Below are 16,764 nucleotides of genomic sequence, written 5' to 3'. Positions count from 1 at the left end.
AAAACCAATGGCATCGATAAGCCGCGTCAAGGAACGGGCGGAAGAGCAGTCCACCACGATGAGCGTCGACCAGCAGGCGACGATCCGCATGCTGGCCAATGACCTGCACAGGCTGAACCAGTCGGTCATGAAGGCGGTCGAGGCAGGTGTCTCGGTGGAGCTCGTGCGTTCGGCCAGGCACCATGGCGGCGATGGCAATTGGGGCGATCTGCTGATCCCGGTGATCGTCACGCAGCAGAGCCATAGCTGACCGGGCTGACCGGAAATCGTTGCAACCGGCCCTTCACCTGCGCAGCGTATGCGCAGGTGAATTTTATTTTCATGCGACCAAGCAGTGGACAGGGCAGTACAGTACTGTTGCTTGACTCCACTGTCGTACGAGGTGCTCTCGGGAGCCTTTTATTTCAACTTGACACGGGGGCGATCTCACGCCAATTGTCGCTCGGATTTCAACTCTGCATTGAAACGGGAGCGAGCTTCTTGGCCGACTTGGGTGCCCTGTGAATCGTGAGGGCGAGACCGGAAGACATCTGAATCCGGGGACCCGAGGTTCAAGCAGCGAGACGATCCACGATCCCTCGAAGGTGCTGGTCGTCGGAAAATCGCCGATCAATCGCGTGGTGGTGTCGAAGATTGTCGAGCGTTCCGGGCTCCGACCAATCTCGGAATCACCCGACATGGCGGCGCGGACCTTGCGCTTGCTGGTCCCCGGCGCGATCGTGCTGGACGGCGGCCCCGACAACAAGGACTGCGACAATCTGATGTCCGGCATCGAAACGTTGCGGCGCGCTTCGGGGAAATCGTTCCCTCCCGTGATCCTGCTTTCGACCAAGAATGGCACGACGGAAAGCCTGGGCTTGTCAAGTATCATCGATGCGGTTGTGACCAAGCCGATCACACCTGAACGGCTGCAACCGGTGATCGACCGCCTCGTCAGCCGCTAAAGCAAGTCGAGGAAGCGGTTTTCTGTCCGGAACCGCGCGGGACCTAGCTGGTGGAAGCAGCGATCAACCTCGTTTCGTGATGCCCTGAACCAGTTCGGGCAATTGCCCGAGATCGGATATCTGCAGGAACCGCGGCTCCGCGACCGGCGCCTCGACATGGTCGAGCACCCAGGTCAGTTCGTGCGGCACATGTACGCCCCAACCGCCGGCTTCGATGGCCGGCATCACATCCGACTTCAATGAATTGCCGACCATCATGCTCTTTGCAGGACCGTCGCCATGGCGGCTGAAGAGGCGCGCATAGGTCGCGGCATTCTTGTCGCTGACGATCTCGACCGCGTCGAACAGGTCGCCGAGGCCCGATCCGGCCAGCTTGCGCTCCTGGTCGAAGAGGTCACCCTTGGTGATCAGCACCAGGCGGTAGGCGCCGGCGAGTTTCTCCACCGTCTCGCGCGCGTGCGGCAAGGGCTCGATCGGGTGGCTCAGCATCTCGCGACCGGCATCGAGAATCTCCGCTATGACCGAAGCCGGCACCCGCCCATCGGTGACCTCGATCGCCGTTTCGATCATCGACAGCGTAAATCCCTTGATGCCGAAACCATAAAGGGCGAGGTTGCGCCGTTCGGCCTCCAGCAGTCGCGCCGAGATCTGTTTTTCCTCGGCATGATCGGCAAGCATGGCGGCGAACCGCTTTTCGGTCATGCGGAAGAACTGCTCGTTCTGCCAAAGCGTATCGTCGGCGTCGAAGCCTATCGTCGTCACTTCGCTACTGGTTCGCATCGCAGATTTCTTGTGTGCAGAACAAGCCGAACCTAAGCCGACCCGTGGGCAGTTTTCAACCGCGAAGGCAAATGCCGGCAGCGGCTCCCCTTCCCTTCGGTAGCCGGGCACGGCTATACTCCGAAATCCGCAACTCATCTGGTGAATGATGCCGCCTGCAAAAAAGGAAGTCCGTCCGTCGAGCCGCGGAGGACGGGCGCGTACGCCTGCTTTCGTGAAAAACCTGCGCGGCGTGAAGAACTGGAAGGAAGTCAGCGAATGGCTGGAATGGCGCGGCATCGAGGATATCGAATGCATCACACCTGACCAGGCCGGCGTCGCGCGCGGCAAGATGATGCCGTCGAAGAAATTCACCTCAAACACCTCGCTGGCGCTGCCTTCGGCCGTCTTTATGACGACGATTTCCGGTGGCTATCCCGAGGACGGCAACGGCTTCCATTATCCCGAGGACGACGGCGACCTCAAGCTGATGCCGGACCTCTCGACGCTGACTGTGGTGCCCTGGGAGGAAGACCCGACCGCCGCCGTCATCTGCGACCTCGTCCACCAGGATGGCCGTTCGGTCGAATTCACGCCGCGCAATGTCCTGAAGCGCGTGCTTGCCGCCTATGACAGACTGGGGCTCAAGCCGGTGGTGGCGCCCGAGATCGAATTCTACCTGGTGCGCAAGAATCCGGATCCGGACTATCCGCTGACCCCGCCGGTCGGCCGCTCGGGCCGCGCGATCGGCGGCGGCGCCGGCTATTCGATCGCCGGCGTCAACGAGTTCGATGAACTGATCGACGACATCTACCATTTCTCCGAAAGCCAGGGCCTGGAGATCGACACGCTCATCCATGAAGAGGGCGCCGGCCAGCTCGAGATCAATCTGCGCCACGGCGACCCGATCGAACTTGCCGACCAGGTGTTCATGTTCAAGCGCACGATCCGCGAGGCGGCGCTGAAACACGAGATCTATGCCACCTTCATGGCCAAGCCGATCCAGGGCCAGCCGGGTTCGGCCATGCATATCCACCAGTCGATCATCGACAAGAAGACGGGCAAGAACATCTTTTCGTCCGAGGACGGCTCGGAAACCGAGGACTTCTTCCACTTTATCGGCGGCATGCAGAAGCATGTGCCGAACGCGCTGGTGATGTTCGCGCCCTATGTCAATTCCTACCGCCGGCTGACACAGGCGGCCTCGGCCCCCGTCAATAACAAATGGGGCTATGACAACCGAACCACGGCGTTCCGCGTGCCGCGCTCCGATCCGGCGGCCCGGCGTGTCGAAAACCGCATCCCGTCCTCCGACGCCAACCCCTATCTGGCGCTGGCGGCCTCACTTGCCTGCGGGCTGATCGGCATCACCAGGAAGATCAAGGCCGAGCCTCCGGTGCTGACGACCGCCAATGCGCACGAGATCGACCTGCCGCGCAGCCTGCTTGAAGCCGTCGACCTGTTCGAGGGCGACGAGGAACTCTGCGCGCTGCTGGGCAAATCCTTCGCCGCGACCTATGCGGCGATCAAGCGGGCCGAATTCGAGACCTTCATGGAAGTGATCAGCCCGTGGGAGCGGGAGTATCTGTTGCTGAATGTTTAGGGGAGTAAGGGAGTAGGGCAGTAGGGCAGTAGGGGCGACTGACGATGGCGAAGATCGAATCGTACAGAGATTTGATCGTTTGGCAGCAGGCCATGGATCTAGCTGTATCAATCTACAAAGCGACACGAACCTGGCCGAAAGAAGAGATCTATGGATTAACGGCTCAGTTACGCAGGGCGGCCACCTCCGTGCCCGCCAACATCGCCGAGGGCTATGGGCGAGAAAGCCGAGCCTCCTATCAACAATTTCTCAGGATCGCGCAGGGATCGCTCAAAGAGCTGGAAACCCATCTGCTGATAGCGCAGCGCGTTGGAATCAGCTCCCACGAGGCCACCGAACCATTGATGACCCGGAGTGAGAGCGTGGGAACGCTCTTGCGGCTTCTGATCCGCAAATTGTCACCTGAATAGTTCTCCCTACTGCCCTACTGCCCTACTGCCCTACTGCCCTACTGCCCTACTGCCCTACTGCCCTACTGCCCTACTGCCCTACTGCCCTACTGCCCTACTCCCTACTCCCTAGAACGAGCATCATGCCTTACCAATCCCCCATTTCCCCTGGCCGCTCCTGGTATGAAGACACGGCCAGACCTCGGCCTGAATACCCGACGCTCGATGGCGACCGGAGCTGCGATGTTGTCATCGTCGGCGGCGGGTTCACCGGCCTGTCGGCGGCAACGCATCTGGCCAAGGCGGGAACCAATGTCGTCTTGATCGATGCCTACCGTTTCGGCGATGGCGCGTCCGGGCGCAATGGCGGCCAGCTCGGCACCGGCCAGCGTGCCTGGGCCGAGGATATGGAGGCGGAATACGGATTGTCGCGAGCCAAGGCGCTGTTCGATCTCGCCGAGGAGGCGAAGGCGCATCTCATCGAATTCGCCGCCACCAACCAGATCGATATCGACTACATGCCAGGCCAGCTCTCGGTGGCGCACAAACAGCGTTATGTCGACGACTACAAGGCGCATGCCGAGATCATGGCCAGCCGTTTCTCCTACCCGCATATTTCCTTCATGAATAAGACGGAAACGGCGGAGCGGCTGGGCTCGACCGCCTATTTCGGCGGCACCCGCGACACCGGTACCGGCCACATCCATCCCATGAAGCTGGTGATCGGCACGGCGCGGGTGGCGGCACAGGCCGGCGCGCAGCTGTTCGAGGGGACGCCATCGACCGGCATCATTTCCGCCGGCGGCAAGGTCAAGGTTTCCACGCCAAGTGGCACCGTGACGGCCCAAAAGTGCCTGATCGCGGTCAACGCCTATGGCGGAACGCTCGAACCGGTGAGTGCGGCGCACATCATGCCGATCGGTTCGTTCATCGGCGCCACCGTGCCGCTCGGCGCGGGATCTACGGTGCTGCCGGGCGGCGAATCGGTCGATGATTCCCGCTTCGTCGTGCGCTATTTCCGCAAGTCGGGGGATGGCCGGCTGCTGTTTGGCGGACGTGAGGTCTATGGCGTCAACGATCCCAAGGACATCCACATTCATATCCGCCGCCAGATCGTGGAACTCTATCCGGCGCTAGGCGATGTCGAGATCACGCACGGCTGGGGCGGTTATGTCGGCATCACAGTGCCGAGAAAGCCATTCGTGCGCGAAGTGATGCCGAATGTGATCTCGGTCGGCGGCTATTCCGGCCACGGCGTCATGCTGTCGAACTTCTTCGGCAAGCTCTATGCTGAAACCGTCGCCGGCAATCGCGACCGCTTGAAGCTGATCGAGGACCTTAAAATTCCGCCATTTCCCGGCGGTCGCCGCTTCCGTACACCGCTGCTATTCCTGGCGCTCAACTGGTTCGCGCTGCGCGACAGGATTTGAAGCGCGTCGCGCGTCAGGTCGTTTTATGCATGTCGTTATCCAAAACCGAGTTCACTTTGGGCGACATGCATTGGACTGGATCAAGTGAGCCACGATGCCGTGCCATCACGACCTCATGTAATATTGTAATATTCCCTGTAACATTTGTTGCCCAGGGGACACGTTGCGCAATTGCCGGCAAAGGCGCAGAATCTTCTATAATGGCGCAGTGATGCCACAATCGCGGGCGAAAGGTGCCTCTTCTGGGTGATTGTTCGGGGGTTGCTGTGGGCGCCTGCCCGTGTTGATTTTGGGACCGATGCCGATCAAATGCCGAACTTGCGGCACGATCGAAAGAACCTCGGCCCGCTTATGGAGGTGGCGAGATTGAGAGAGCCCTTCAGTTTCGGTGCTCCGGAACGTCGGCGCTTTGCCATGCAGTTCGGCTATGACATGCGCCCGTCCTTCTGGCAGGAAGTCCGTTCGAATTCACATTTGGTGATTGCCGCGGTCGGCACTGCCGCGTTGCTTGGCGTGGCCGCGGTGGCGCTCTGGCTGGCATTGCCGGCCAGCGAGAGGCAAGCCGCTGCCAGCCAGGAGCAGAGCATTCCAAGCATTCCGGTGAAGACGACCAAGATCGTCCCGGCCGGGACCACGGTAGCCGCGGCGGCAGCGGTGCCGCAAGCCGAGGGCAAGGCCAATGCGGCCTCTACGGCCATGGCTGTCGCCCAGGCCGCTATTCCCGCACTCGCTGCCAACGATCCTCGCTGGACCGGCTCGCAGACAAAAGCCGCACCGGCTCCCGCTTCAGCCGGCCAGGGGACAAGCAAGGCCGAGAAGGCGCCGGACAAGCCGGCCACCACGGCGGCGTTCGCGCAACCGGCGGCCGATAGCGATGCCACCGCCGAACTTGCCAAGGTTGCCGCGCCGCCAGCGGCGGCAAGCGGCAGCAATCCCGATGGCGCGCAAACCGCGGCTATCCCGACGGTAAAACCGCAGGCACCGGACCAACAGGACGACATTGGTCAAGCCGAAGCAAAGCCACGGAAAGTCGCAGCCGCCAGCACGGGACGCATTCTGAGAGCCGTGACCATGCGCAGCAGTCCGAAGAAGCATGCCGCCGCCATCGTCACGGTGCCAGCCAAGACCTCGGTGCAGGTGATGAACTGCAAGCAATGGTGCCAGATCGTCTACAACGGCAAGACCGGCTGGGTCTACAAGAGCTATATCAAGACCGGCGCGTAACTTGCCTGCGCGTCTGGCACCGGCCTCGCTTTCGAGACCCTATGACGACCTGCCACCGAACAGGCCGCGGAATTGCCGCCACACCTTGGCGCGCCTGCGTCGCATGACATGGGCACGATGCTGCTCGTAAGGCAATTCATATAGACCGCAGGTGTGGCAGCCCTCCGGCTTGCCGCAGATATGGATCCAGCATTTGACGTCATGCGTCCAGGCAAGCGCGATGCGTTCGAGGTGAAGGTTGGATGAGCTTTTAACGAGGATCAGTTCGCCGGCCACCGCTGTCCGCTTGATATGGTCCGAGACTTCCTTCGCCGTGCGAAGCTCGACAAACCGGCCGTTGTCGCGATCGATCTGGCTGGCACGCGAGCGATGTGCATTGTCTCCAGTATAGATCACCTGGTCGACGATTTCCCGCGCGGTTTGATAGGCGTGGGCGTATTTCCTAGTCGAACCGGCGTAGTCCGAAATCTGGCCCAGCACGATGCGTTTGCGGCTAGCAGTGGCCTTGGCCACCATGTTCAGGGCAAGATTGATCGAGTGCCAGGGCGCCTTGGCCGCATCGATGATGAATTGCGGGCCGCCTTGGGTGATCAGCACGGTACAGCGATTAACGACCGGCTGGAACGTCGCCACCTGGACGGCAACCTTGTCCGGAGGGACGCCGAGTTCAAGCGCCGTCGCAACGGCGGCAACGGTCGGCAGCCAGAAATATTCGGCGGGAAAAGACGTCTTGAGTTGCAGCAGCCCTCCCCGCCAATGGATCGAAAGAGTCAGCAGATCCGGATATGCGGCGTGGATCTCGGTCACACGGTAGTCGGCCGTCTGTGCCGTGCCGAAGGTGACGACACGGCATCCAGTGCGGGCACCCATGTCGGCTACATGGGGATCGTCGGCATTGAGGACAGCAAGGCCGTCCGGTCGCAACGCCGCGACCAACGCGCTTTTTTCCAAGGCGACGTTTTCCAGCGTCCTGAAACTGGTAACGTGCTCCAGACGAACCATGGTGACGACAGCCACATGCGGCCGCAGCATTTCCGCCATGGGCCGGATCGTGTCGATGCCGTACGCCCCGGTTTCCATGACGACGTAGTCTGGCCTCTCCACTTGCTTCATACGCTTGTAAAGCGTGCTGACGACTGAATGGATGGTGTTGGCCAGAACCTGCGTGTAGACGGGTCGATGAGCGGCCAATATGTGCCCAAGCAGCGCCGTGACAGTCGATTTTCCCGAACTGCCGGTGACACCGATGAAGGTTGCCTTGCTTTTCGCCCGGGCACGCCTCGCCCTGTAGACGCTGATGCGCCACCGCAGGTCTTTGAAACCTCTCCGCAGTTTCGATTTCATCGCGCCAACAACCCCTTCGCCCCTGGCAAGACTCCAGGCCCCGTAACGCAGTCAAGTCGAAGCCCGAGGCACGGTCAAGCCGGCGATTGCGCCTGACATGGTGCTTCAGATGCAGCGCCCGCCATCGACCTCCAGCGCCACTCCGGTGATGAAGGCGGCTTCGTCCGAAGCCAGCCATAGCGCCGCATTGGCAATATCGAGCGGCGTCGACAGCCGGCCGAGCGGGATCGAGGCGCGGAATTTCTCGCGGATATCGGGCGTGTCGGCGCCCATGAATTTCTCCAGCATGCCGGTCTCGCCGGCGACCGGGCACAGGCAATTGACGCGAATGTTCTTGGGCGCCAGTTCCACCGCCATCGACTTGGTGGCGGTGATCGCCCAACCTTTCGATGCATTGTACCAGGTGAGACCTGGCCGTGGCCGCAGGCCGGCGGTGGAGGCCGTGGTCAGGATCACTCCGCCGCCTTGCCGCTCCATGATCGGCACGACGGCAAGGGCCGCGTGGTAGATGGCCTTCATGTTGACTGCCGTGATCAGGTCGAAGGTCTCCTCGTCGACCTTGAGCAAGTCGCCATTGCGATGGGTGAAGCCGGCATTGTTGACCATGATGTCGATGCGGCCGAAAGCACTTTTTGCGGCATAGATCATCTCGTCGAATTCGGAGCGCAGGGAAACGTCGGTCTGCGTCCAGATCGCCATCTCGCCGATTTCGCCGGCGACACATTCCGCGCCCTTGGCATCGAGATCGGCAACGACCACCCTGGCGCCCTCTTCGGCGAAGCGCTTGGCAATGCCTTCACCAAAGCCCGATGCCGCACCCGTGATGACGGCAACCTTGTTCTCCAGACGCATGCTTTTCCCGCTCCTTGAATTCATCCCGCCGCTTGCACGAAAGGACTGCCGGCCGCCGAGGCCGACACAGCGACGGATACGGCGCAGATTTCTCCCTTAGCTTTCGTCACATTCACGCTCTATGCTGCAACTGCGAAGCGTCCGGAGTCTTCGATCACCGACAAGCCTCCGGGTGGCGCCAAGTGTCAAGCGCACACGTGGACCCAATCAATATCCAGCGATTGGTCCTCGATGTGACACCATGGCACTGGAAAATTTAAATCGATTAGATTATATCAGCCGCGTAATCGCTACCGGCGTCAGAGCGGACAGACCATGACCAGCCAGATCATCCCCGTCGACCCTTTCGACTTCATCATTTTCGGCGGCACCGGCGACCTGTCGGAACGCAAGCTTCTGCCGTCGCTCTACTACCGCCAGCGCGACCATCAGTTCTCCGAGCCGACACGCATCATCGGCACGTCGCGCTCGAAAATGAGCGACGACGAATTCCAGGCCTTCGCCAAGCAGGCTATCTCCGACCACGTCAAGCCGGCCGACATCGACGCCAAGGAATTGAAGACCTTCCTGGCGCGGCTTTCCTACGTTTCGGCAGATGCGACGAGCGGAGCCGGCTTCGACAAGCTGAAGAAGGCGATCGGCGAAAGCGACCGCATCCGTGCCTTCTACCTGGCCGTGGCGCCGGCACTGTTCGGCGATATCTCGCACAAGCTCAAAGAGCATAATCTGATCACGCCGAACTCGCGCATCGTGCTGGAGAAGCCGATCGGCCGCGACCTGGCTTCGGCGCAGGCGCTCAACGATCTAGTCGGCGACGATTTCCACGAAAGCCAGATCTTCCGCATCGATCATTATCTCGGCAAGGAAACGGTGCAGAACCTGATGGCGCTGCGCTTTGCCAATGCGCTCTACGAGCCGCTGTGGAACTCCGCCCATATCGACCACGTCCAGATCACCGTGGCCGAGACCGTCGGCCTGGAAGACCGCGTCACCTACTACGACAAGGCCGGCGCGCTGCGCGACATGGTGCAGAACCACATGCTGCAGCTCTTGTGCCTTGTCGCCATGGAGGCGCCGTCGTCGATGGACGCCGACGCCGTGCGCGACGAGAAGCTGAAGGTGCTCAGGGCGCTGAAACGCATCAACGGCAACGAGGCACCGAAGCACACCGTGCGCGGCCAGTACCGCGCCGGCGCCTCGGCCAGCGGAGCTGTCAAGGGCTATGTCGAGGAGCTTGCCCATGACAGCAACACCGAGACCTTCGTCGCCATCAAGGCCGAGATCGGCACCTGGCGCTGGGCGGGCGTTCCGTTCTACCTGCGGACCGGCAAGCGGCTGGCGACCCGGGTTTCGGAAATCGTCATCGAATTCAAGCCGATCCCGCATTCGATCTTCGGCGACACCGCCGGGCCGATCTTCGCCAACCAGTTGGTCATCCGGCTGCAGCCCGACGAAGGCGTCAAGCAGTTCATCATGATCAAGGATCCCGGTCCCGGTGGCATGCGGCTGCGCCAGATCTCGCTCGACATGAGCTTCGCGCAATCCTTCGACGGCCGCGCGCCGGATGCCTACGAGCGGCTGATCATGGACGTCATCCGTGGCAACCAGACGCTGTTCATGCGCCGCGACGAGGTCGAGGCGGCATGGAAATGGATCGATCCGATCCAGAATGCCTGGGAAGGCGCCAGGCAGGAAGCGCAGGGCTATACGGCAGGCACATGGGGGCCGTCGGCCTCGATAGCGCTGATCGAACGTGACGGACGGACATGGCACGAGAGCAATTGAACGGCGCCAGCTACAACTGGAACGGCTTTGCCGGGCGCCAGGACTTGGCGGCGGCCCTTGCCGGCCATGTCACGACGCGCCTGACCAAGGCCATCGACGAGCGCGGCACCGCCCTGCTTGCCGTTTCCGGCGGCACCACCCCGGCGAGGTTCCTCGCAGCGCTGTCGGCAATTCCCATTGCCTGGAACAAGGTGACGGTGACGCTGGTCGACGAAAGGTTCGTGCCGGCATCCTCGCCGCGCTCGAATGCCGGGCTGGTCGCCGCCAACCTGCTCCAGAATGCAGCGGCCGCGGCGCGCTTCGTGCCGATGTATCACGAGGCGACAAGCATCGAGACCGCGGCAGCGTCCGACGATACAGCGCTCAAGGCACTGGCCTGGCCGCTCGACGTCGTGGTGCTCGGCATGGGCAGCGACGGCCACACCGCTTCGTTCTTTCCCGATGCCGACAATCTCCCTGCCTTGCTCGATCCCGCCTCGCAGAGGATCGTGCTGCCGGTGCACGCGCCAAGCGGCGGCGAGCCGCGGCTGACGCTATCGATGGCGCGCATAGTCGCAGCCGGCTTCATTGCGCTGCATATCGAGGGCGAGGACAAGCGTACCGCCTTCGAGGATGCGATGAGACCAGGTGCGAAAAAGCCCATTCGCAAAGTACTCGAAGCAGCACCCATACCAGTAGAGGTGTTCTGGGCACCCTGATTTCACGAAAGCAGCCCCGGCAAACAGTGGGAGGACGTTCTCCGGGGCTCGAAAGGACCGACCATGACCGCAAGACGCGACATCGAAGCCATCACCGAGCGCATCCGCCAACGCTCGAAGCCAGGACGCGAGCGTTATCTCGGCCGCATCGCCGAAGCGTCGAACCAGACCGCCAACCGGTCGGTGCTGTCCTGCGGCAACCTTGCCCATGGCTTCGCCGTCTGCAGCCCTTCCGAGAAGCTCGCGCTCGGCGCCGACAAGGTGCCGAACCTCGGCATCATCACCTCCTACAACGACATGCTGTCGGCGCATCAGCCTTTCGAAACCTTCCCTGCCCTGATCAAGGAGGCCGCGCGTGAAGCCGGCGGCATCGCCCAGGTGGCCGGCGGCGTGCCCGCGATGTGCGATGGCGTCACGCAGGGCCAGCCGGGCATGGAGCTGTCGTTGTTCTCGCGTGACGTCATAGCCATGGCCGCCGCGATCGGCCTGTCGCACAACATGTTCGACGCCGCCGTCTATCTCGGCGTCTGCGACAAGATCGTGCCGGGACTGGTGATCGCGGCGTTGACCTTCGGCCACCTGCCGGCGGTGTTCATTCCCGCCGGTCCGATGACGACAGGCCTGCCCAACGATGAGAAGGCCAAGGTCCGCCAGCTCTATGCCGAGGGCAAGGCGGGTCGCGCTGAACTTTTGGAAGCCGAGTCCAAATCATACCACGGGCCAGGCACCTGCACCTTCTACGGCACGGCCAACTCCAACCAGATGCTGATGGAGATCATGGGCCTGCACACGCCGGGTGCTTCCTTCGTCAATCCCGGCACGCCGCTGCGCGAGGCCTTGACCCGCGAGGCGACGAAGCGGGCGCTGGCCATCACCGCGCTCGGCAATGCCTATACGCCCGTCGGGCGCATGATCGACGAGCGCTCTATCGTCAACGGCGTTGTCGGCCTGCATGCCACCGGCGGCTCGACCAACCACACTATCCACCTGATCGCCATGGCGGCGGCGGCCGGCATCGCCATTACCTGGCAGGACATTTCCGACCTCTCGGAAGCCGTACCGCTCCTGGCTCGCGTCTATCCGAACGGGCTTGCCGACGTGAATCATTTCCACGCCGCCGGAGGGCTCGGCTTCCTGATCCGCGAACTGCTCGACGAAGGCGTCCTGCACGAGGATGTGCAGACGGTCTGGGGCGAAGGCCTGCGGCCCTATGCGGTCGAGGCAAAGCTCGGCGCTGATGGCTCCGTGGTGCGCGAGGCAGTCCCGCTCCAGAGTGGCGACGAGAAGGTGCTGGCGCCGTTCAGCAAAGCCTTCCAGCCGACCGGCGGCCTGAAGGTGCTGGCGGGCAATCTCGGCCATGCCGTCATCAAGACGTCCGCCGTCAAACCGGAGCGGCGCCTCATCGAGGCACCGGCCAAGGTGTTCGACAGCCAGCAGGGGCTGAACGACGCGTTCAAGGCCGGCACGCTGACAGGCGACTTCATCGCCGTCATCCGCTTCCAGGGACCGAAGGCCAACGGCATGCCGGAACTGCACAAGCTGACCACCGTGCTCGGCATCCTGCAGGATCGCGGCCAGCGTGTCGCGCTGGTCACCGACGGGCGCATGTCGGGCGCATCCGGCAAGGTGCCGGCGGCGATCCATGTGACGCCGGAAGCCGTCGAGGACGGTCCTATCGCCAGGATCCACGACGGCGACATCATCCGCCTCGACGCCGATGCCGGCACTCTGGAGGTGCTGGTGCCGGGGACGGAGTTCGCGCTGCGCCGCACCGCCGAAGCCGATCTCATCGGCAACGAGTTCGGCTTCGGCCGCGAACTTTTCGCCGGCTTCCGGCAACTGGTAGGACGCGCCGACCACGGCGCCAGCGCATTTGGAACGGCCTGACGTGATCCCGTCTCATCCATGAAAAGGGCGGCTTGTGGCCGCCCTTTTAGGTTATCCATGCGACCCTATTGCACCGTCAACTCAGCGCGCTCGCCGGCCTTGACCGTCACAGTGCCTTCCTTCGAGCTGTTGTCCGATTTCTCCGAGACGACGGCATAGTCCCCCGCCGGTATCGCCGCCTGATACTTCTGGTCGTATGCGTAGCCAAGCGACTTGCGGTTGCCGTTGATGTCCTTCTTGGTTTCGAAAATCTCAATCTTCGAGGCCCCGGGCGCGGTGATCGCCAGCACGCCGGCATTCATGGTGACCTTCACATCCTGAAATTCGCCGACCTTGACGTTGAACGGCTGCTCGACGACTGCAAGATCGACCGTCGCAATCAACACATAGTCATCAGGCGGCAGATCGAACTTGCTGTCGGGACCATAGGCATAGGTCACCTCGTCCCGGGTTCCGTCGATCTTCTTTTTCGCCTTCACGATCTTGAAGCCGATGCCCGAACCGTCGGCCTTGTCGCCGCCGGCTGTATAATAGGCGTTGGCAACGACATGTCCGACGCCGACGATGATGTCCTTTTCAACTGTCTTGCCGGCAGCGAGCGGTATCGTCTCGGAAACCACGCCCTGGCCGATAGTGACCGTCACTTTCTCGTCGCCGGCCGGCAACACGGTCTTGGTGGTCCCATAGTAGGTCGCGGGATTATCGGCACTTGGGTAGTCGATCACGACAGCTGCGCCATCGACAACATCCGCCCCCGCGCTTGGTCGCGGATGAATGACGAGCGTGCCGGCATTCAAGGTGAAGAGCGGCTTGGCGACCTGGCCTGCCTCGATCTTGACCTTCTGCTCCACCTTGGCCTCGCCGTCGCGCGCGACGATGACGTACTCGCCCGGTTCCAGATTGGCTTTGTAGGCGCCATATTCGGTGGTGACGCTGTCGCCACGCGTGCCGTCGGACTTTGCCTTGTAGACTTCCCAGGCATTGCCGTCGGTGACCGGATCACCGCCCTCGGCAAGCACCGCCGTCGGCATGAAATTGAATTCCGGCTTGGCAGGCTCGGGTGCCGGAGTGGGCGCAGGTTCGGGTGCAGGCGCCGGCGCTGGGGCGGCGACGGTTTCGGCCAAAGCTTCCTGCAGCGCCCTCTCGTCGGAGGCCTGGATGTATTTGCCGCCGGTGTTGTCGGCGAGGCAGGCGATCTGCTTGCCTTCGTCGGCGGTCAGGCCGAAGCCGACGACGTCGGCCGTGAAGTCGACACCGGACGCTTCGAGTTCCTTGCCAAGCGCACAGGGGTCGCCGCCGCAGGTCTCGAGTCCATCGGTGATGAGGACGACCGTCGCCTTGTCCTCGGTGTATTTCAGCGCTTCGGCCGCGTGCTTGACGGCTGCCGTCAGCGGCGTCTTGCCGAGGAATTTCAGACTGTCCGCGGCATCCGTGATGGCGCTTGCCGAGCCGGCCTGAGGCGGCACGATCAGCTGGATGTCGTCGCAGCTGCCTTTCTCGCGATGACCATAGGCCATGAAGCCGATCTCATCGTCGGCGGGAACCGATTGCAGCACGGTCCTGAGCGACTCGCGGGCGATTTCGAGCTTCGGCTTGCCGTCGATCTGGGCCCACATCGACCCGGAAGCGTCGAGAATGATGATGACCTTGTTGGCGGCAAAGCCGAACGTCGTCATCGACAAAAGGAGGATCGCCGCAGCGACGCTCCGTGCAAGTCCCGCCATCGAAATCTCCTGATTGATCCACCCCGTTCGCCGGCCGAAGCTATTTGAGCCCACCTTGGGACACAAGCCCGGACGCGGCCCTGTCCTCCGGCACCTGGCATCTTGGCCGGGCTGTGCCGTGGAGCAGCTCAGTAAGTCGTCCGGCGCTCTTCAGAAGGCGGGCGGCCGAACTGCAGCCGGTAGCTCTGGGCAAAATAGGAATGCGAGGTGAAGCCGGTCGCGATCGCCACGTCGAGGATCGGCATGTTGGTCTGGCGCAGCAATTCGCGCGCCCGTTCCAGACGCAGCCGCATGTAGTAGCGCCCGGGCGTGACATTGAGATGGCGGAGGAACAGGCGCTCCACCTGGCGCACCGACAGGCCGGCCGACTTGGCGAGCTGTACCGCCGAGAGCGGCTCGTCGAGATGGTCGGCCATCAGCTCGACGATGCGCCTTAGCTTCTCCGACTTGCCGGTGAGGTCGCGTTCCGGCCCGACGCGCTGGCGGTCGCCGGCCGAGCGGATGCGCTCGTGCTGGAACTGGTTGGCGACGCCATTGGCGAGGTTCGAGCCGAAATCGCCGCGCACGATCTCCAGCATCAGGTCGATCGAGGTGGTGCCGCCGGCGCAGGTGTAGCGCTTGCGGTCGATCTCGAAGACATTGCCGGTGCAGTTGATATCGGGAAAACGCTCGACGAAGCCGGCGCGGTTTTCCCAATGGATGGTGCAACGATAGCCGTCGAGCTGGCCGGCCTCGGCCAGCAAATAGGATCCGACCGAGAGCGCGCCAAGCGCGTTGCCGCGCCGGCCCCAGCTGCGCAGGGCCGCCAGAACCTTGCTCTTGCCGGGGAATTCCGTGGTCAGGCCGACCGAGACGAAGAGGATGTCGACCGGCGGCAGGTCGGCGACGCTGTAGTCGATCTTGAGCGGCAGACCGTTGGAAGCCATCACCGGATCGCCATCGGCCGATACCGTGGTCCAGCCGTAGAAATCGCGGCCAAGCAGACGGTTCGCCGACCGGAACGTGTCGATCGCGGCGGCCAGCGAGAACATGGAAAACTTGTCGACCAGCAGGAAGGCGAACTGCCGGCCGCCTTGAACGGGATCATTCGTGACCGGCCGTTCCTGGGAAACAGAGGGGTTCGGCAAAGCTGTGGCTTTCAGGGACAACCCGGGCTCAGAAGGAGGGCCGTTTCAGTCCGGCCGCAAGGTAGGCCGAAGCTAACGTATTGGCCATCAGCATGGCAATGGTCATCGGCCCGACACCGCCGGGTACCGGGGTGATGGCGCCTGCTTCCTTGGCCGCCTCGGCATAGGCGACATCGCCGACGAGGCGGGACTTGCCCTCGCCCTTCTCGGGCGCTGGAATGCGGTTGATGCCGACATCGATGACGGTGGCGCCGGGTTTCACCCAATCACCCCTGATCATTTCGGGCCGGCCGACGGCGGCGACGAGAATGTCCGCCGTGCGGGCAAGCGCCGGCAAGTCCTTGGTGCGGCTATGGGCGATGGTGACGGTGCAGTTGGCGGCAAGCAAGAGATTGGCCATCGGCTTGCCGACGATATTGGAACGGCCGACGACAACCGCGTTGAGGCCCGACAGGTCCTTGCCGCGCACGCGCTCGATCAGGAGCATCGAACCGGCGGGCGTGCAGGGAACGAAGGCGGTGTCGAGCTCACCAGTGCCGAGCTTGCCGACGTTGATGAAATGGAAACCATCGACGTCCTTCTCCGGCGCGATGGCCTGGATGACCTTGCCGGCGTCGATATGGCCGGGCAGCGGAAGCTGCACCAGGATGCCGTTGATCGCCGGATCGGCGTTGAGCTCGCCGATGATCTTCAGCAGCGAGTCCTGGGACGTATCCGCCGGCAGCGTGTGCTGGAGCGAATGAAAGCCGCATTCCTTGGCGGTGCGGGATTTGGAGGCGACATAGACCTGGCTCGCCGGATCCTCGCCGACGATGACCACGGCAAGGCCAGGCTTGGCCTTGCCCGTGGCGACCAGCTCGGCGGTCAACGCCTTGACTGTCCGCACCACGTCTTCGGCAACGCTCTTTCCGTCAATCACTTCGGCCATGGACGACTACCCTCAACACCGTTTCGCTCAAATCCTGGATCAAGTTCCAAGGGCATGCCTTTGGCGACTT

At 62.6% G+C, this 16,764-nt stretch carries 15 protein-coding genes; 9 read left to right on the top strand and 6 right to left on the bottom strand.

The window, feature by feature from the left end:
- Positions 1-7 precede the first annotated feature (7 nt).
- Both X741_RS160820 and X741_RS0134095 read left to right on the top strand, forming a co-directional pair.
- Positions 8-250 (top strand): hypothetical protein, encoded by a 243-nt coding sequence (locus tag X741_RS160820; protein ID WP_023766759.1) that lies wholly within the window; start codon positions 8-10, stop codon positions 248-250.
- 280 nt (positions 251-530) lie between these two features.
- The gene (locus X741_RS0134095; protein WP_051410412.1) at positions 531-944 is read left to right on the top strand and encodes a response regulator; all 414 of its coding nucleotides are present in this window, start codon (positions 531-533) and stop codon (positions 942-944) included.
- Positions 945-1,007: 63 nt separating this feature from the next.
- On the opposite strand, the gene X741_RS160825 is transcribed toward X741_RS0134095, so the two are convergent.
- The gene (locus X741_RS160825) at positions 1,008-1,724 is read right to left on the bottom strand and encodes an HAD family hydrolase (RefSeq protein ID WP_023776566.1); all 717 of its coding nucleotides are present in this window, start codon (positions 1,722-1,724) and stop codon (positions 1,008-1,010) included.
- Between the two features lie 145 nt (positions 1,725-1,869).
- Here X741_RS160825 and X741_RS160830 point away from each other — a divergent pair, with 145 nt between their 5' ends.
- The 4 genes from X741_RS160830 to X741_RS160845 all read left to right on the top strand — a co-directional run bounded on the left by X741_RS160830 (position 1,870) and on the right by X741_RS160845 (position 6,349).
- Positions 1,870-3,306: a glutamine synthetase family protein gene (locus tag X741_RS160830; protein WP_023766756.1), complete on the top strand. Its 1,437-nt coding sequence runs from the start codon at positions 1,870-1,872 to the stop codon at positions 3,304-3,306.
- A 44-nt stretch (positions 3,307-3,350) separates the two neighbouring features.
- Positions 3,351-3,716, top strand: a complete 366-nt coding sequence (locus X741_RS160835) for a four helix bundle protein (protein ID WP_023776565.1) — start codon at positions 3,351-3,353, stop codon at positions 3,714-3,716.
- A 122-nt stretch (positions 3,717-3,838) separates the two neighbouring features.
- Positions 3,839-5,125, top strand: a complete 1,287-nt coding sequence (locus tag X741_RS160840; protein WP_023776564.1) for an FAD-binding oxidoreductase — start codon at positions 3,839-3,841, stop codon at positions 5,123-5,125.
- A 366-nt stretch (positions 5,126-5,491) separates the two neighbouring features.
- Positions 5,492-6,349: an SH3 domain-containing protein gene (locus tag X741_RS160845; protein WP_023776563.1), complete on the top strand. Its 858-nt coding sequence runs from the start codon at positions 5,492-5,494 to the stop codon at positions 6,347-6,349.
- Between the two features lie 39 nt (positions 6,350-6,388).
- Here the strand turns inward: X741_RS160845 and X741_RS160850 are convergent, their stop codons facing one another.
- Both X741_RS160850 and X741_RS160855 read right to left on the bottom strand, forming a co-directional pair.
- Positions 6,389-7,693: a Mur ligase family protein gene (locus tag X741_RS160850; RefSeq protein ID WP_031249809.1), complete on the bottom strand. Its 1,305-nt coding sequence runs from the start codon at positions 7,691-7,693 to the stop codon at positions 6,389-6,391.
- A 105-nt stretch (positions 7,694-7,798) separates the two neighbouring features.
- On the bottom strand, positions 7,799-8,545 hold the full coding sequence (locus tag X741_RS160855; RefSeq protein ID WP_023776561.1) for an SDR family oxidoreductase: 747 nt from the start codon (positions 8,543-8,545) through the stop codon (positions 7,799-7,801).
- A 315-nt stretch (positions 8,546-8,860) separates the two neighbouring features.
- Here X741_RS160855 and zwf point away from each other — a divergent pair, with 315 nt between their 5' ends.
- The 3 genes from zwf to edd all read left to right on the top strand — a co-directional run bounded on the left by zwf (position 8,861) and on the right by edd (position 12,915).
- A complete protein-coding gene (gene zwf / locus X741_RS160860; RefSeq protein ID WP_023776560.1) occupies positions 8,861-10,330 on the top strand; it encodes a glucose-6-phosphate dehydrogenase in 1,470 nt (489 codons plus the stop codon).
- Positions 10,312-11,028, top strand: coding sequence for a 6-phosphogluconolactonase (gene pgl, locus X741_RS160865; RefSeq protein ID WP_023776559.1), 717 nt, complete (start codon positions 10,312-10,314; stop codon positions 11,026-11,028). The genes zwf and pgl overlap by 19 nt, the downstream gene beginning before the upstream one ends.
- Before the next feature lie 63 nt (positions 11,029-11,091).
- On the top strand, positions 11,092-12,915 hold the full coding sequence (gene edd / locus X741_RS160870; protein ID WP_023776558.1) for a phosphogluconate dehydratase: 1,824 nt from the start codon (positions 11,092-11,094) through the stop codon (positions 12,913-12,915).
- A 65-nt stretch (positions 12,916-12,980) separates the two neighbouring features.
- On the opposite strand, the gene X741_RS160875 is transcribed toward edd, so the two are convergent.
- The 3 genes from X741_RS160875 to folD all read right to left on the bottom strand — a co-directional run bounded on the left by X741_RS160875 (position 12,981) and on the right by folD (position 16,694).
- Entirely contained in the window at positions 12,981-14,639 is a 1,659-nt protein-coding gene (locus X741_RS160875; RefSeq protein ID WP_023776557.1) for a VWA domain-containing protein, read from the bottom strand.
- 128 nt (positions 14,640-14,767) lie between these two features.
- A complete protein-coding gene (locus X741_RS160880) occupies positions 14,768-15,766 on the bottom strand; it encodes a GlxA family transcriptional regulator (protein WP_032923168.1) in 999 nt (332 codons plus the stop codon).
- 28 nt (positions 15,767-15,794) lie between these two features.
- Entirely contained in the window at positions 15,795-16,694 is a 900-nt protein-coding gene (gene folD / locus X741_RS160885; RefSeq protein ID WP_023776556.1) for a bifunctional methylenetetrahydrofolate dehydrogenase/methenyltetrahydrofolate cyclohydrolase FolD, read from the bottom strand.
- Positions 16,695-16,764: the final 70 nt, after the last annotated feature.

This window comes from Mesorhizobium sp. LNHC221B00, assembly GCF_000502935.1.
GTDB lineage: Bacteria > Pseudomonadota > Alphaproteobacteria > Rhizobiales > Rhizobiaceae > Mesorhizobium > Mesorhizobium opportunistum.
The sequence above is the reverse complement of the archived record's forward strand: the minus strand, read 5'-3'. Positions and strand labels throughout refer to the sequence as shown.